We start from the raw sequence: 14,722 nt of genomic DNA on the forward strand, positions 1-14,722 counted from the left end.
GGTTAGTTCCAGTCGGCAGGCACGGGATCAGGGGACAGCATCTGGCCAAGCATTGCCGCTGTTTCCTCATCCAAGTTGGGCAGCATCACGCGTGTTGTGTAGTTGCCAAACATTTGCCCATCAGCGGTGGAGTAAGACCAGTCGCGCACCATGTCAGTGGTGAACGTGACCTCGTCACCGGCGTTAAGACCTTCCATGCCGTTTGGTTGGTTCGCTAGAAATCCTTTGAATTCGCCCGCGGATGTTTGCTGGAACGCCGCTACCCAAATCACTTCGGCGTTGTTTGGGCCAGCGATTGGAAACGCAACTTTGATCAATGTATTGTCAGTGGCCACGCCATTCGCATCCAAGGCGCGGGGTAGAAACGCCTGAAGCGTAGATTGTGCTTCGGCTTCAGCTGCAGACATTGTTGCGTCATCGGATGCGAACTCAGTTATTGGGTCGCCACTGCCTGTGGAAACATAATCAGGGGCTACGCTGCCGATAATGCTGTCTAGATGACCCCCATTATAAAGAAACAACCCACCCAGCACGACTACTGCAATAACCAAACGTCTCATAAATACTCTCCCCAAATTGTTGGGAGGATATAGAGCAGGGAGGACGTGAGGCTGCAACCGATGATCACAACCTTAGGTGAATTCGATCAGGTCCCAGCGGTTGCCGAAAGGGTCGTTGAACACCGCAACTGTACCGTAGGGTTCATGGCGCGGGTCTTCTTCGAACGTGATGCCCGCCGCGAGATAGGCCGCATGATCGCGGACGAAGTTATCCGTCTCCAAGATCAACCAAACACGCCCGCCGCCTTGGTTGCCAATCGCAGCGATCTGTTCAGGAGTTGAAGCGCGGGCCAGTAGGAAAGCGGTTTCAGCCCCCTTTGGCGCGACCTTTACCCAACGCTTATGGCCTTGATCGGTGTCTTCCAGAAGCTCAAACCCCAGCTGGTCCACGAAAAACGCAAGGCCAGCCTCGTAGGATGGTACAAGTATGGAGAGGGTCGAAAGGCGCTGCACGTTACCAAACTCGCTCCGTGCATGGTTCCTTGAAGTTATCTCGCGCGCTCGACAGTTTTTGTTCTTCAAATACAATATGAAGATAGCGTGGACCGTATATCTCCGAATAAAGCCAGCTAAGACATGACGATTGGAACCTCTCAAAAGTCGGGTTCCCCCCATGCGTTGGTGGCCCGAGTAAGGCAACGACGTCTTCGTAGGGCATTTGATATGTAAGGTCGCGAATTCCTGACCGTAGTGATCCATTCGCAACAAGGACTTGGCACCCGCTCAGAACCAGAACGCTTAGGGTTGCGACAATAGTTTGAACGGGTGTGAGCATGTTGGAGCTTACTCTATTTCCACCAAAAGATCCTTGGCATCGATTTGCCCACCAGCTGCAACATGGACGGTTTTGATTACTCCGTCACGTTCGGCGTGGATGCCGGTTTCCATCTTCATCGCTTCAATTGTCAGCAATAGATCGCCTTCTTTGACGGATTGGCTATTTGCAACCGCGACGCTGGCGACAACACCGGGCATTGGTGCGCCAATGTGGTGTTCGTTGCCTGCTTCGGCTTTCGGGCGCTGAACGGTTGTTGCCTTAACCATGCGGTTTGGAACACGGATCGTGCGGGGCTGACCGTTGAGTTCGAAAAAGACCTTCACTTCGCCTTCTTCATTGGTGTCAGCGACGGCTTGCAAGCGAATTTCCAACGTCTTGCCTGGGTCGATTTCCGCTGCGATCTCCTCGGATGGTTCCATGCCGTAGAAGAACGTCTTTGTCGGCAGGGTGCGCACGGGACCATAGGTTTCGTGGCGTTGGGCGTAATCGGTGTAGACCTTTGGGTACATCAGGTAGCCGTTCAGGTCTTCGTTGTCGATTTCCGCGCCATCCAACTTGGTCGAAAGTTCCTTGCGAACCTCTTCTAAATCCACTGCTTTCAAATGCTTGCCCGGACGGGACAGGTTCGGCTTCTCGTCCTTAAGCACCTTTTTCAGGATGGTGTCAGGGAACCCGTTTGGTGGTTGGCCAAGGTTGCCGCGCATCATATCTACGACGGAATCGGGGAAGGAAACGTCTGTTTCAGGGTCTTCAACCTGCGCACGTGTCAGGTTTTGGGACACCATCATCAGGGCCATGTCACCCACCACTTTTGAGGATGGCGTGACCTTTACGATATCGCCAAACATCTGGTTCACATCCGCATAGGTTTGCGCAACCTCATGCCAGCGCTCTTCCAGACCCAAGGAACGCGCTTGCGCCTTAAGGTTGGTGAACTGACCTCCGGGCATTTCGTGCAAGTAAACTTCGGACGCTGGGGCCTGAAGACCGGATTCAAACGGCGCATAGTGGGCGCGAACCGTTTCCCAGTAGTTCGAAATCTCGCGGATGGCGGAAATATCGAGGCCCGTGTCACGTTCAGACCCGCGCAGGGATTCAACGATAGACCCAAGCGTCGGCTGGGATGTGTTGCCCGAGAAGCTGTCCATCGCCGCATCAATACAATCTACACCTGCAGCGGATGCCGCCAGAACGGTCGCTATCGCGGCACCGGATGTATCGTGTGTGTGGAAGTGGATCGGCAGACCGACCTCTTCTTTCAAGGTTTTAACCAATTGCGTCGCTGCCTGTGGTTTTAGCAGGCCGGCCATGTCTTTCAGGCCCAATACGTGCGCGCCGGCTTTTTCCAATTCCTTGGCCATGCCGACGTAGTATTTTAGGTCATACTTGGAACGATCTGGGTCCAGCATGTCGCCTGTGTAACAGATCGTGCCCTCACAGACTTTTTCAGCCTTGATCACCGCGTCCATCGCAACACGCATGTTTTCGACCCAGTTTAGGCTGTCAAATACGCGGAATACATCGACGCCGGATGTGGCGGCTTGGCGCACAAATTCTTGAACGACGTTGTCAGGGTAGTTGGTGTAACCAACACCGTTGGACGCACGCAAAAGCATCTGCGTCATGATGTTTGGCATCTTGGCGCGAATGTCGCGCAGGCGCTGCCACGGGCATTCCTGCAAGAAGCGGTAGGCCACATCAAACGTCGCACCACCCCAGCATTCCATAGAAAACAAGCCGGACATATTGGCAGCATAGCTTGGGGCGACCCGCACCATATCAATCGAACGCATGCGCGTGGCCAGCAGGGACTGGTGACCGTCGCGCATTGTGGTGTCAGTGATCAACAGCTGCTTCTGGTCACGCATCCAATCGGCCACAGCTTTTGGGCCGAACTGATCAAGAATTTGGCGCGTGCCGGGAATGGTGTCTTTTGTGCGCGGGGTGGGGGCCTTTGGAGCAATCGCTTCAGCCCCAGGTTTCGGGCGATCAGCGGTTTCAGGATGCCCGTTTACTGTGATGTCCGCGATGTAGGTTAGGATTTTCGTCGCACGGTCACGGCGCGGTTTGAAGTCAAACAAGTCCGGAGTCTCGTCGATGAATTTGGTATGGTAGGTATTATCAAGGAACGTCGGGTGTTTCAGTAGGTTTTCCACGAACGCGATGTTGGTCGACACACCACGAATACGGAATTCACGCAACGCGCGGTCCATACGGGAAATCGCGGCTTCGGGTGTTGGGGCCCATGCGGTCACTTTGGTCAACAAGCTATCATAGTAGCGCGTGATGACCGCGCCGGAATAGGCGGTGCCGCCATCCAAACGGACGCCCATGCCCGTTGCGCTGCGATAGGTCTGAATGCGGCCGTAATCGGGAATAAAGTTGTTAGATGGGTCTTCGGTGGTAACGCGGGTTTGCAGCGCATGACCGTCGAGTTTGACGTCATACTGGCTCGCACAGCCCGTGGCTTCGACCAGTGATTTGCCTTCGGCGATCTTGATCTGTGCTTGAACGATATCGATGCCAGTGACTTCCTCAGTCACAGTGTGTTCCACCTGCACGCGGGGGTTCACCTCAATGAAGTAGAACTCGCCGCTGTCCATATCCATCAAGAATTCGACCGTACCAGCGCATTCATAGTTCACGTGTTCGCAAATCTTTTTGCCTAGCGCGCAAAGCTGTTCACGCTGGGTGCCCGAAAGATACGGGGCAGGGGCGCGTTCGATAACCTTTTGGTTGCGGCGCTGTACAGAACAGTCACGTTCCCAAAGGTGGTAAATCTGGCCGTGGCTGTCGCCAAGGATTTGCACTTCAACGTGACGCGCTTTCACGATCATCTTCTCAAGGAAACCTGCGCCGTTGCCAAACGCAGCCTCAGCCTCGCGGCGGCCCTCAAGCACCTTTTCCTCTAGTTCGCCCTCGGAATTGATGGCGCGCATCCCGCGGCCACCACCACCCCATGACGCCTTGAGCATCAACGGGTAGCCAACCTCTGCCGCTTCCTTTTTGATAGCATCCATGTCGTCGCCCAACACGTCTGTTGCGGGAATGACAGGAACGCCGGCTGCAACTGCAACATCACGTGCACTGGCTTTGTCGCCTAACATGCGCATGGTTTCGGCCTTTGGGCCGATGAATTTGATGCCGTTGGATTCACAGGCGTCTACGAACTCAGGGTTCTCAGACAACAATCCATAGCCGGGGTGAATGGCATCCGCACCGGATTCGATTGCCACGCGGATGATTTCTTCGATGGACAAGTATGCAGCTACAGGGCCGAGGCCTTCGCCAATCCGGTAGGCTTCATCCGCTTTGAAACGGTGCAGGCCAAGTTTGTCTTCTTCGGCAAAAACAGCGACAGTTTTCTTACCCATTTCGTTAGCGGCGCGCATGATACGGATGGCGATTTCACCCCGGTTTGCGATCAGGATTTTTTGAAAGTCAGCCATGCGTTTGGCCCCCCGTTTGAATGGTGCATTTTGCAGTTGCAGCATTTATGGGGATTTTTTTGTGGGTGTAAACTAGCTGTCGTGATGAATTTATAGCGCCAACACATGCAGGAATAGCTATCTGTTCTGAGTGTTGGGCAATTTCGTAGTTGCGATTGCCGAGGCTTTCCCGGCAACCGCATGAGTTTCAGAATTTCCAAGCGATCATTAAACTCTAGCTTAGGTATTCCGACATCGGAGCGCCACCGCCGCCTCTCGACGCTAGAAATACCCAAAGCGTAAAGATGATAATCGGCACCAGCGCCCACGCAGAATTTGACCCGACAGAGGTCTGATTTTTGATGGCGCTTTCGTCCATCTGCATGACTGGTAAGTTTTTGTCCGCAAATGACGCGGATGCAAAAAAGGCTAAATGCCAAAGTCGTACTAATAATAGATTTTTTTCATGTTACCCTCCAAGCTAATGCATTGATTGCCGCACAAGTTGACCCATACGCCAAGAAAACCAGCCTAAAACGACCTCAGACACGCAGGTTTCGCGTGTGGATGCTGCATGAACAGAAAGTGAACACAGGGTTTGCGGTGGGCGCAGATGCGGGATAAACAAACGGCATGAGCAATTTTTCCGATGAAGACGCTTTTGAAAGCGCTGCAGTAGCCAAGCCATCCCTATCCCAACGGGCGATGGCAGCCCCTGCCATTGATTATTTGAGCGGCTTGAACGATGCGCAACGCGAGGCCGTTGTGCAGTTGAACGGGCCTGTGTTGATGCTTGCGGGGGCAGGGACAGGCAAAACCAAGGCGCTGACCTGCCGGATTGCGCATTTGCTGGCCACCAAATCGGCGCGACCTGACGAAATTCTGGCGGTGACATTCACCAACAAAGCCGCGCGTGAGATGAAGACGCGTATCGGGTCACTGACGAATGGCGTTTCTGAAGGGATGCGCTGGCTGGGAACATTCCACGCGATTTGTGTAAAGCAACTGCGCCGCCATGCGGAACTTGTTGGGCTGAAATCGAGCTTCACCATCTTGGACACCGACGACCAGCTGCGCCTTTTGAAACAGCTCGTTCGGGCCGCGGATATTGACGAAAAACGTTGGCCGCCGCGCATGTTGGCGGGGATCATTGATGGCTGGAAAAACAAGGCATGGATGCCGAGCCAAGTTCCTGTTGATGAGGCATCGGCCTATGATGGTATGGGGGTTGAGCTTTATACGGCCTACCAGCAACGCCTGAAAGACCTGAACGCCTGTGATTTTGGCGACTTGCTGTTGCATATGGTGACGATTTTCCAAACCCATGCAGACGTGCTGGAAAACTATCAGCGCTGGTACAAATACATCCTTGTTGACGAGTATCAGGATACCAACGTCGCGCAGTATTTGTGGCTGCGACTGTTGGCGCAGGGGCACAAAAACATTTGCTGCGTGGGCGATGATGACCAGTCCATCTATGGCTGGCGCGGGGCCGAAGTGGGCAACATCCTGCGGTTCGAGAAAGATTTTCCAGGCGCCCATGTGGTGCGGCTTGAACAAAACTACCGCTCAACCGGACACATCTTAGGCGCTGCGGCGGGGGTGATCGACGCCAACAGAAACCGCCTTGGCAAGACGTTGTTCACAGCCGGCGAAGACGGTGAACAGGTCCGCTTGATTGGGCATTGGGACGGTGAGGAAGAAGCGCGTTGGATCGGTGAGGAAATCGAGTCCCTGCAACGCGGCACACGTGGACTTGATCCTATTCCTTTGAATTCAATGGCGATATTGGTGCGGGCATCCCATCAGATGCGCGCGTTCGAAGACCGTTTTCTAACCATCGGTTTGCCCTACCGCGTAATCGGTGGGCCGCGCTTTTACGAACGTTTGGAAGTGCGCGATGCGATGGCCTATTTCCGGCTGGCCGTGTCCCAAGATGATGATTTGGCGTTTGAGCGGATCGTAAACACGCCCAAACGCGGGTTGGGCGATAAAGCGGTACAAACGATCCAGATGACCGCGCGGTCAAACGGCGTGAACTTGGTCGAAGGCGCACGGATGTGTGTTGAGGGCGGGCTGATTAAGGGCAAGGGTGGCAATGCCTTGCGCGAGTTGGTTCAGGGGTTGGACCGTTGGAATCAGAAGCTGCGCGGGCCTCTTGTCCGCGTAAACGAAAATGAACGTCTCGTAGTCATTGATGACGACGCTGGTTCGGTTGCCGCTGAATATGAGTATGGGCCGCCCGAGATTACGCATATTGAGTTGGCCGAAATGATTTTGGACGAGTCCGGCTACACGGGTCATTGGCAAAACATGAAAACGCCCGAGGCTCCGGGACGGTTGGAGAACCTCAAGGAACTGGTTAACGCGCTGGAAAACTTTGAGAACCTGCAAGGATTCCTCGAACACGTCAGCCTGATCATGGACAACGCCAAAGAAGACGAGGGCGACATGGTTACGATCATGACGCTGCATGGCGCCAAAGGTTTGGAATTTCCGGCGGTGTTCTTGCCTGGTTGGGAAGACGGAATTTTCCCGTCCCAACGCAGCATGGATGAAAGCGGTCTCAAGGGCCTCGAGGAAGAGCGTCGTTTGGCCTATGTTGGCATCACGCGGGCGGAACGCCACTGCACGATTTCCTTTGTGTCGAACCGTTTGATTTTTGGCCGCTGGCAGTCCCAAATGCCGAGCCGCTTCATTGATGAGCTGCCCGAAGAACATGTCGAGGTTCTCACGCCGCCCGGTTTGTACGGTGGCAACTTTGGCGCGGCGGGCATGGCAGCACAGGCTAATCCGGCCAGCGATGGTATGGCGTCAGACCTGCATGAGCGTGTTGCGAGTGCGGATGTCTACAACTCCCCCGGATGGCGGCGTTTGCAGCAGCGCAGTCAACAACGCCCGATGAGCCAGTCTAAAGAATCCCGCAGCATGACCATCGACATGACCGCGACATCATCCTTCACCACGGGTGAACGGGTGTTCCACCAAAAATTCGGCTATGGCGAAGTGATGCAGATCGAGGGGGACAAGCTGGTGATCGAGTTCGACAAAGCCGGTGAGAAAAAGGTTGTCGGCAAGTTTATCGTCAGCGCGCACAAAGCCAATGATGTGCCGTTCTGAGCACGTTTAGCAAGTTGTGAGACAGTATTAGGGGCCGAGTAGGTTTGGAAAAACCACAGGCACCAATGTCGCGACCAAGAGCAAAGCCATGATTATGTTAAAAGTGCGCAAGCGGGCTGGCGATGTCAGGAAGCGGCGCATTTGTTGGCCCAAAGTCGTCCATACCGTCACTGACGGGAAGCTCACTGCGAAGAAGGCGAAGGACACAATTCCGACAGCCAATAGGGACCGTGCGCCATCAGCATCCGTTGCAAACCGCGTGATTGCATAGCCCGCCATGCTCCATGCTTTGGGGTTTACCCATTGAAATGCAGAGGCCTGCAGAAACGTAAGCGGCTTGCCACCAGTCTTAGGTACATCTGGCAGTTTTGGTGCTGCCGTCGCGATTTTGTAGGCGAGCCATAAAAGATAGGCGATCGAGACGACTTTTAGTGTTCTGTCGACCACCGGAAAGGCGTCAAAAATCTGCATCAGGCCGAAGCCTACCAGTACGATCATGATGGGAAACCCAAGCGTGATCCCCATCATATGCGGGATCGTGCGCCGCAACCCGAAGTTCGCGCCAGATGCCATCAACATCGCATTGTTCGGCCCCGGTGTGACGGTTCCGACAAATGCAAACGTGATTAGGGTAAGGAAAACGTCAGAACTCATCAGGCATTTCTACGCCTAGCGTTGCGAAAGGCCAGAGAAAACAATGCCCCTAAAACGAAGAAACGACGAGCCCGGGAGGAGGGAACTCGTCGTTCTGTTCGTTGGCCAACTCGTGGGAGGACGGTTGACCGTGTCGCGTTTCAAGTGCGGCGATGTCAGGGAGGAGGAAGACATCGCCGCGTCTTGATCGCTGCGCCCAATCCTGGGAGGAGGAGGTGGGCGCGATCACGGGGCAACTTTCTGGGAGGAAGAGAAAGCCCCGATTTCGGTAATTAGTTAGTGCCGTATGCCGCTTTGCGAGCGATGGATACGATTGCACTTGGGTGCATGCCGAGGTCGGCCAGATCACGGGTGGACAGGGACTGAAGCTCAGCCAATGTTGTGCGGTAAACGCGGTATTGTGCGTAGCGTGCCGCGAGTGCGTCGCGCAGCGCTGCGATGTTTGAGAACACAGATGCGTTGCTGATGCGAACGTCAGTAATATGTGCCATGTCTTAGTCTCTTTTCAGTGTTGAGCCCGATTGTATGGGCCGTCGGTTAGGACGCCGTATTGCGTCTTCGAGATTGAAAATAGGCAATTGCTGCACTTGCACAATCCCTTGCATGATCAATACCGCTATGCAGAAAATGCATGGATAATGTCTTGAAACTGTTACGGATTGCGCAAACAGGTTGTCTGACGCTAGGTAATTAGTCGCTTTTACGTAGTGTCAATTTTCAACATGTGCAAAATATCAGCACTGTTGTCTCAAACTTGGTCAGTCTAGATAGTCCAAGAAAACTACTGGGTGATCCAAATGGCGCAAACTAATGAATTGATTCTGGCCGCGTTGAGCACAATCGGCCTTCCTGATGGGGGTGATCTGGTTTCACGGGATATGATCCGTGCGCTTTCCGTCGAAGGAAGCACCGTACGCTTTGTTATTGAGGCGCCGGATGCAGCGATGGCTGGCCGGATGGAGCCGATCCGGCAAGCCGCCGAGATGATTGTCGCTAAGATGGATGGCGTTGAGACCGTGTCAGTCGTTTTGACAGCCCACAGCGGCGGCCCGTCCAAGCAGCCCCCGCCACCGACAGATAAAACGCCTCCGAACCTGACAATCGGACGTCACCCAACGCCGCAAGCGGGCCCTGAAGGGATCCCCGGTGTTGCGCGTATTATTGCGGTGGGTTCTGGGAAGGGCGGCGTTGGTAAATCGACGGTCTCTAGCAACCTTGCCGTCGCGCTTGCCAAACAAGGCCGTAAGGTCGGCCTGTTGGATGCCGATATATATGGGCCCAGCCAGCCGCGCATGATGGGCACAACCAAGCGCCCTGCATCGCCGGACGGCAAAACCATTATTCCATTGCAGGCCCATGGTGTGACGCTGATGTCTATTGGCCTGATGTTGGACCCAGCAAAGGCCGTCGTTTGGCGTGGTCCTATGTTAATGGGCGCGTTGCAACAGATGTTGACGCAGGTCGAATGGGGTGAGCTGGATGTTCTGCTGGTCGACTTACCGCCCGGAACGGGTGATGTGCAGCTGACCCTGTGCCAGAAAACCAACCTGACCGGCGCGATTGTTGTGTCCACGCCGCAGGACGTCGCCCTTTTGGATGCACGCAAGGCGATTGATATGTTCAACACGCTTAAAACCCCTGTGTTGGGGCTGATCGAAAACATGTCTACTTATATATGTCCTGAATGCGGACATGAGGCGCATCTGTTTGGCCATGGCGGTGTTGAGGCTGAGGCTGAAACCATTGGAGCACCTTTCTTAGGTGCGCTGCCCCTTGATCTGGACACGCGGCTTGCCGGTGATGCTGGCACACCAATTGCCGCGGGCGAGGGGCCAATGGCGCAAGCTTACGCGACACTCGCAAAGCGTCTTATCGACGGCGGCATGGGCTGAAGATCCAGCGCGTCGTCTTTCACGGACGGCGCGGCTATGAAAAATACATTAAGCGGCGATATGGGAAATCATGGGCTAGGCCCGTAGTTCTCGAATCAATTTCAAGGAAAATACCCATGATTCGTCCGTGAAGGGCGGGTTTTTGCGTGAATTGGAATGGGGTTTGCTGAAAATTTCTAGTTTTTCTGGGAATTTCTGGAACTTTTTTAAAAAAAGTGCGTTCTCTATATCTTGTGCTTAATTTGGCAAAAATACGCAAATTTTCCCCATATATGCCAATCTGAACACACGCCCTAGTGTGGGGGAGGTTCAAAAACACCATGTTGTGCCATAAATTCCCAAAAAGTACTTGGCGGACCATGAATTCCCATGCATAAACATCTCAAGAAGACGGGCAGACAATACGGGGCACCAAACGACCCCACCGACACTAAGAAAACTTAGGTCAGGTTTCATACAGGCACCCAATTCTTGAACGAAGAGATCCGGCGCGCGAGCGAGCAGACATCCCCCCAGGTGGCGCGCGCAGCTGGACTAACCCGGAAACGGGAAGGAGAGGGCGGATTGGTCAGTGGCAGCAGACTAATCCGCCTCTTTTCGTTAAAAAACAGCGATTTATCGGGGGAAGAGTAGTAGGAGCCGCGGGACAGTGGGTTTGAGCTTCAGAGGCGAATTCAACCAGAAGGTTGACGGAAAGGGACGCATGTCGATCCCTGCCGATTTTCGCGTTGTGCTCACCGATGGCGATCCGCGTTGCCCTGAAAATCCCCTCCCACGTATGGTCGTTTTGCACGGCCCACATCTGAAAAATTGTCTCCACGCCTATACGATTGAAGCGATGGAAGAGATCGAAGAGGGCATTAAGGCCCTGCCGCGTGGCTCTGAAGCCCGCAAACGTGCCAGCCGGATGATCCTTGGTAAATCATGGGACACTGAAGTTGATAAAGATGGGCGCATCGTGCTGCCCCAGCGTCTGCGTCAGCAAATCGGTCTAACCGGTGAAGCAACAATGGCCGCGATGGGCGACTTCTTTGAGATCTGGAACGCCGAGACCTACGCCGAAGTTGAGGCAGCAGAAGCCGCAGCGATGGAAGCAGAGTTTGACGGTGACTTTGATCCACTCTCGCTAATTTACCCACCAGGGTCTGAATAAGATGGAGACTGCTGCCGCCTCTCCCCCCCATGTTCCCGTGCTGATCGGACCGCTTATCGCGGCCTGTTCGCCTGTTCAGGGTACATGGTTGGACGGCACTTTTGGCGCGGGCGGCTACACCCAGCGCCTTTTAGATGCCGGTGCTGACAAAGTAATTGGTGTCGACCGCGACCCAGCCGTTTTCAAAATGGCACAATGGACAATCGAAAACCCAGCAATTGAGCTGGTAGAAAATACATTTTCCAACCTAGACGCGATTGCGACTGATTTAGACGGGGTTGTCCTCGACCTCGGTGTGTCTTCCATGCAGTTGGACCAGGCTGAGCGTGGATTTTCTTTTATGAGGGACGGTCCGCTAGATATGCGGATGGGACAGGAGGGACGAAGTGCAGCTGACATTATCAATGAAGCAAACGAGACCGATCTTGCTGACATTCTCTTTACCTATGGTGAAGAGCGTGCGTCGCGACGGATCGCAAGGAAAATCGTCTCCGAACGTGACCGTGAGCCTATTGAAACGACACTTCGCCTCGCAAAAATAATTGAAGGGTGTTTGCCGCGCTCGAAGCCCGGGCAAAGCCATCCGGCAACGCGGTCATTTCAGGCCATTCGCATCGCGGTAAATGATGAATATGGCCAGCTTGCCGAAGGGTTGGAGGCCGCCGAACGCGCCCTGAAACCCGGCGGTTATTTGGCCGTCGTGACCTTCCATTCTGTTGAAGACCGCATGGTGAAACGGTTCTTGCAGCAGCGCGGGGGCGGGATGGGCAATGCAAATCGCTATTCCCCCGTAATGGAAACGGAAAAGCCTGCGTTTGAAATCACCTCAAAGAAAGCCATCGGCCCTGATGCCGATGAGCTGGAAATGAACCCGCGTTCGCGGTCCGCCAAGCTGCGCGTTGCACGGCGCACGGATGCGCCAGCGGGCGCTGTGGATCGCTCGAAACTCGGTATGCCTCAATTGAAAGATAAACGGTAATGCGTTCAATTTTTTACATTATTTCCGGTTTGATGGTTATGGGTCTTGCCTATTGGGCGTACCATGAAAACTACGAAACGCAGGCATCTTTGAGTGATGTGCGCAGCCTGCACCGCCAGATTGGTGCCGCGCATGAACGTCTGAATGTCTTGGAGGCTGAATGGGCCTACCTGAACCGTCCCGATCGTCTGCGCGACTTGGCGGAGTTGAACTTTGATCGCCTGGGATTGCTGCCTTTGATGCCGGACGCATTTGGACGGATCGAACAGGTGGCTTACCCAACCGAGATTGTATTCGACATTTCCAATTCCATCGAAGTGTCCTCAGATAATGCTCCCGAGGCGACCCAATGATCCGCACACCACTGCGCCCACTTGCCCGTATCCTGAAAGCCCGCGCACAGGGCCAAAACCCTGACGCTATTGAGGCGGAAAACATTCGCTTGCGTCACGAGGAAGACCGTGACCGCGCCCGCAACCGTGCCGAGGGGCGCTTGTTGGTAATGGGACTTGCGTTCTTTTGTGCGTTCGGTGTGATCGGTGTGCGCATGGCGGCGCTTTCCGGTTCGGTTCCCGAGGAACCTACGGCGCAGGCGTCCGGTTCGCCTATTATCGGGCAACGTTCTGATATTGTAGACAGAAATGGCCGCGTTCTGGCAACCAATCTTGATACGCACAGCCTATATGCACAGATTCCAGACATGATAGATCCGGCAAAAGCCGCGACTGACTTGGCGGCGATTTTCCCCGAGCTAGATGCCGAAGAGCTGTTGAAAGACTTCACTGGAGAGCGCCGTTTCCTTTGGATTCGCCGTGAAATTTCACCAGAGCAGATGCAAGCCGTGCATGACATTGGCGATCCGGGCCTGCTGTTTGGCCCACGTGAAATGCGTCTGTACCCGAACGGTTCCGTTGCAGCCCACATTCTTGGTGGCGCGACTTATGGGCGTGAAGGTGTGAGTTCGGCGGAAGTCGTCGGCGTGGCTGGCGTCGAAAGCTACTATGACGATTTCCTGCGTGATCCCGCAAATGAAGGCGCACCGTTGGAACTGTCCATCGATCTCACCGTGCAAGCAGCGTCCGAACGTGTGTTGCAAGGCGGCATGATGTTGATGTCCGCCAAAGGTGCGTCATCCGTTTTGATGGACGTTCACACAGGCGAAATCATCTCAATGGTGTCTTTACCAGATTTTGATCCGAACGACCGCCCACGCGTTTTGACCGCTGAAGACGGCGCAGGGGACCAATCCGACAGCCCGCTGTTTAACCGCGCGGTGCAGGGGGTCTATGAGCTTGGTTCTGTATTTAAGATTTTCACCGTGGCGCAAGGCATGGAACTTGGTCTGATCAACGCCAATACGATGATCGACACAACTGGGCCGCTTGAATGGGGCCGCTTCCGCATCCGTGACTTCCATAATTACGGTCCCGCTTTGAGCGCAGAAGATGTAATTGTGAAATCGTCCAACATCGGCACCGCGCGTATTGCGATGATGATTGGCGGCGAACGCCAACGCGCATTCCTTGGAACGTTGGGTTTGCTGGAAGAAACCACAGTCGAAATGGTCGAGGCCCCAACAGGTGACCCGTTGTTGCCAGCGAATTGGTCAGAAATTTCAACGATGACAATATCTTATGGGCACGGTCTTTCGTCTTCGCCCGTGCACCTTGCGACGGCCTATTCCAGCCTTTTGAACGGTGGCTACCGCGTTGAGCCGACGATAATACGCCAAGACGGCCCGCAATACGGTGATCGTATCGTCAGCGAGCGAGTTTCAGCAACGTCCCGTAACATGCTACGCGCTGTTGTTGACCACGGCACCGCGTCCTTTGGCGATGTGGTTGGTTATGAGGTTGGCGGTAAAACAGGCACGGCGGATAAGCCGCGCCCAACAGGTGGCTATTACGAAGACCGCACCATCGCGACATTTGCTTCCGTTTTCCCAGCCTCTGATCCGAAATATGTTTTGATCGTCACGCTTGACGAACCATCCATCGAAACTCTTGGTGAGGAACGCCGCACCGCAGGTTGGACGGCCGTTCCAGTTGCCGCAGAAATGATCCGCCGCGTTGCACCGCTGTTGGGCATGCGACCGGACGTTGAAACCCTGACGCCAACAGGTGTAACACTGACTTCAAATTGATACGGGCGATGGGGG

11 protein-coding genes are annotated in these 14,722 nt (G+C 54.4%); 6 read left to right on the forward strand and 5 right to left on the reverse strand.

Features of this window, described 5'->3' with window-relative positions; translation table 11 throughout:
- Positions 1 to 2: 2 nt before the first annotated feature.
- The 3 genes from OCA8868_RS07815 to pyc all read right to left on the reverse strand — a co-directional run bounded on the left by OCA8868_RS07815 (position 3) and on the right by pyc (position 4,787).
- A complete protein-coding gene (locus OCA8868_RS07815) occupies positions 3 to 560 on the reverse strand; it encodes a DUF2314 domain-containing protein (protein WP_093995990.1) in 558 nt (185 codons plus the stop codon).
- A 72-nt stretch (positions 561 to 632) separates the two neighbouring features.
- Positions 633 to 1,013: a VOC family protein gene (locus OCA8868_RS07820; RefSeq protein WP_093995991.1), complete on the reverse strand. Its 381-nt coding sequence runs from the start codon at positions 1,011 to 1,013 to the stop codon at positions 633 to 635.
- Between the two features lie 330 nt (positions 1,014 to 1,343).
- Positions 1,344 to 4,787 (reverse strand): pyruvate carboxylase, encoded by a 3,444-nt coding sequence (pyc, locus tag OCA8868_RS07825; protein WP_093996206.1) that lies wholly within the window; start codon positions 4,785 to 4,787, stop codon positions 1,344 to 1,346.
- Positions 4,788 to 5,399: 612 nt separating this feature from the next.
- Here pyc and OCA8868_RS07835 point away from each other — a divergent pair.
- Positions 5,400 to 7,886 carry an ATP-dependent helicase gene (locus tag OCA8868_RS07835; RefSeq protein ID WP_093995993.1) on the forward strand — a complete coding sequence of 829 codons (2,487 nt, stop codon included), beginning with the start codon at positions 5,400 to 5,402 and terminating at the stop codon, positions 7,884 to 7,886.
- Positions 7,887 to 7,913: 27 nt separating this feature from the next.
- On the opposite strand, the gene OCA8868_RS07840 is transcribed toward OCA8868_RS07835, so the two are convergent.
- Complete coding sequence (locus OCA8868_RS07840) at positions 7,914 to 8,540, reverse strand: LysE family translocator (RefSeq protein ID WP_093995994.1); 627 nt, start codon at positions 8,538 to 8,540, stop codon at positions 7,914 to 7,916.
- Between the two features lie 272 nt (positions 8,541 to 8,812).
- Entirely contained in the window at positions 8,813 to 9,031 is a 219-nt protein-coding gene (locus OCA8868_RS07845) for a DUF1127 domain-containing protein (RefSeq protein WP_093995995.1), read from the reverse strand.
- Between the two features lie 306 nt (positions 9,032 to 9,337).
- Here OCA8868_RS07845 and OCA8868_RS07850 point away from each other — a divergent pair, with 306 nt between their 5' ends.
- The 5 genes from OCA8868_RS07850 to OCA8868_RS07870 all read left to right on the forward strand — a co-directional run bounded on the left by OCA8868_RS07850 (position 9,338) and on the right by OCA8868_RS07870 (position 14,707).
- The gene (locus OCA8868_RS07850; RefSeq protein ID WP_093995996.1) at positions 9,338 to 10,432 is read left to right on the forward strand and encodes an Mrp/NBP35 family ATP-binding protein; all 1,095 of its coding nucleotides are present in this window, start codon (positions 9,338 to 9,340) and stop codon (positions 10,430 to 10,432) included.
- Positions 10,433 to 11,081: 649 nt separating this feature from the next.
- Entirely contained in the window at positions 11,082 to 11,585 is a 504-nt protein-coding gene (locus OCA8868_RS07855; RefSeq protein WP_093995997.1) for a division/cell wall cluster transcriptional repressor MraZ, read from the forward strand.
- A gap of 1 nt (position 11,586) precedes the next feature.
- Positions 11,587 to 12,564, forward strand: a complete 978-nt coding sequence (rsmH, locus tag OCA8868_RS07860; RefSeq protein WP_093995998.1) for a 16S rRNA (cytosine(1402)-N(4))-methyltransferase RsmH — start codon at positions 11,587 to 11,589, stop codon at positions 12,562 to 12,564.
- Positions 12,564 to 12,917 carry a cell division protein FtsL gene (gene ftsL / locus OCA8868_RS07865; protein WP_093995999.1) on the forward strand — a complete coding sequence of 118 codons (354 nt, stop codon included), beginning with the start codon at positions 12,564 to 12,566 and terminating at the stop codon, positions 12,915 to 12,917. Before rsmH ends, ftsL begins: the two co-directional genes overlap by 1 nt.
- The gene (locus tag OCA8868_RS07870; RefSeq protein WP_093996000.1) at positions 12,914 to 14,707 is read left to right on the forward strand and encodes a peptidoglycan D,D-transpeptidase FtsI family protein; all 1,794 of its coding nucleotides are present in this window, start codon (positions 12,914 to 12,916) and stop codon (positions 14,705 to 14,707) included. Before ftsL ends, OCA8868_RS07870 begins: the two co-directional genes overlap by 4 nt.
- The last annotated feature ends 15 nt before the right edge of the window (positions 14,708 to 14,722 follow it).

The sequence above is a fragment of the Octadecabacter ascidiaceicola genome (assembly GCF_900185015.1).
GTDB classification, from domain to species: domain Bacteria; phylum Pseudomonadota; class Alphaproteobacteria; order Rhodobacterales; family Rhodobacteraceae; genus Octadecabacter; species Octadecabacter ascidiaceicola.

What these genes read in the sequence shown, in the direction of transcription:
- ftsL (WP_093995999.1), top strand. Translation starts at nt 12,564, where the DNA reads ATGCGTTCAATTTTTTACATTATTTCCGGTTTGATGGTTATGGGTCTT.
- OCA8868_RS07815 (WP_093995990.1), bottom strand. Translation starts at nt 560, where the DNA reads ATGAGACGTTTGGTTATTGCAGTAGTCGTGCTGGGTGGGTTGTTTCTT.
- OCA8868_RS07850 (WP_093995996.1), top strand. Translation starts at nt 9,338, where the DNA reads ATGGCGCAAACTAATGAATTGATTCTGGCCGCGTTGAGCACAATCGGC.
- OCA8868_RS07845 (WP_093995995.1), bottom strand. Translation starts at nt 9,031, where the DNA reads ATGGCACATATTACTGACGTTCGCATCAGCAACGCATCTGTGTTCTCA.
- rsmH (WP_093995998.1), top strand. Translation starts at nt 11,587, where the DNA reads ATGGAGACTGCTGCCGCCTCTCCCCCCCATGTTCCCGTGCTGATCGGA.
- OCA8868_RS07840 (WP_093995994.1), bottom strand. Translation starts at nt 8,540, where the DNA reads ATGAGTTCTGACGTTTTCCTTACCCTAATCACGTTTGCATTTGTCGGA.
- pyc (WP_093996206.1), bottom strand. Translation starts at nt 4,787, where the DNA reads ATGGCTGACTTTCAAAAAATCCTGATCGCAAACCGGGGTGAAATCGCC.
- OCA8868_RS07835 (WP_093995993.1), top strand. Translation starts at nt 5,400, where the DNA reads ATGAGCAATTTTTCCGATGAAGACGCTTTTGAAAGCGCTGCAGTAGCC.
- OCA8868_RS07870 (WP_093996000.1), top strand. Translation starts at nt 12,914, where the DNA reads ATGATCCGCACACCACTGCGCCCACTTGCCCGTATCCTGAAAGCCCGC.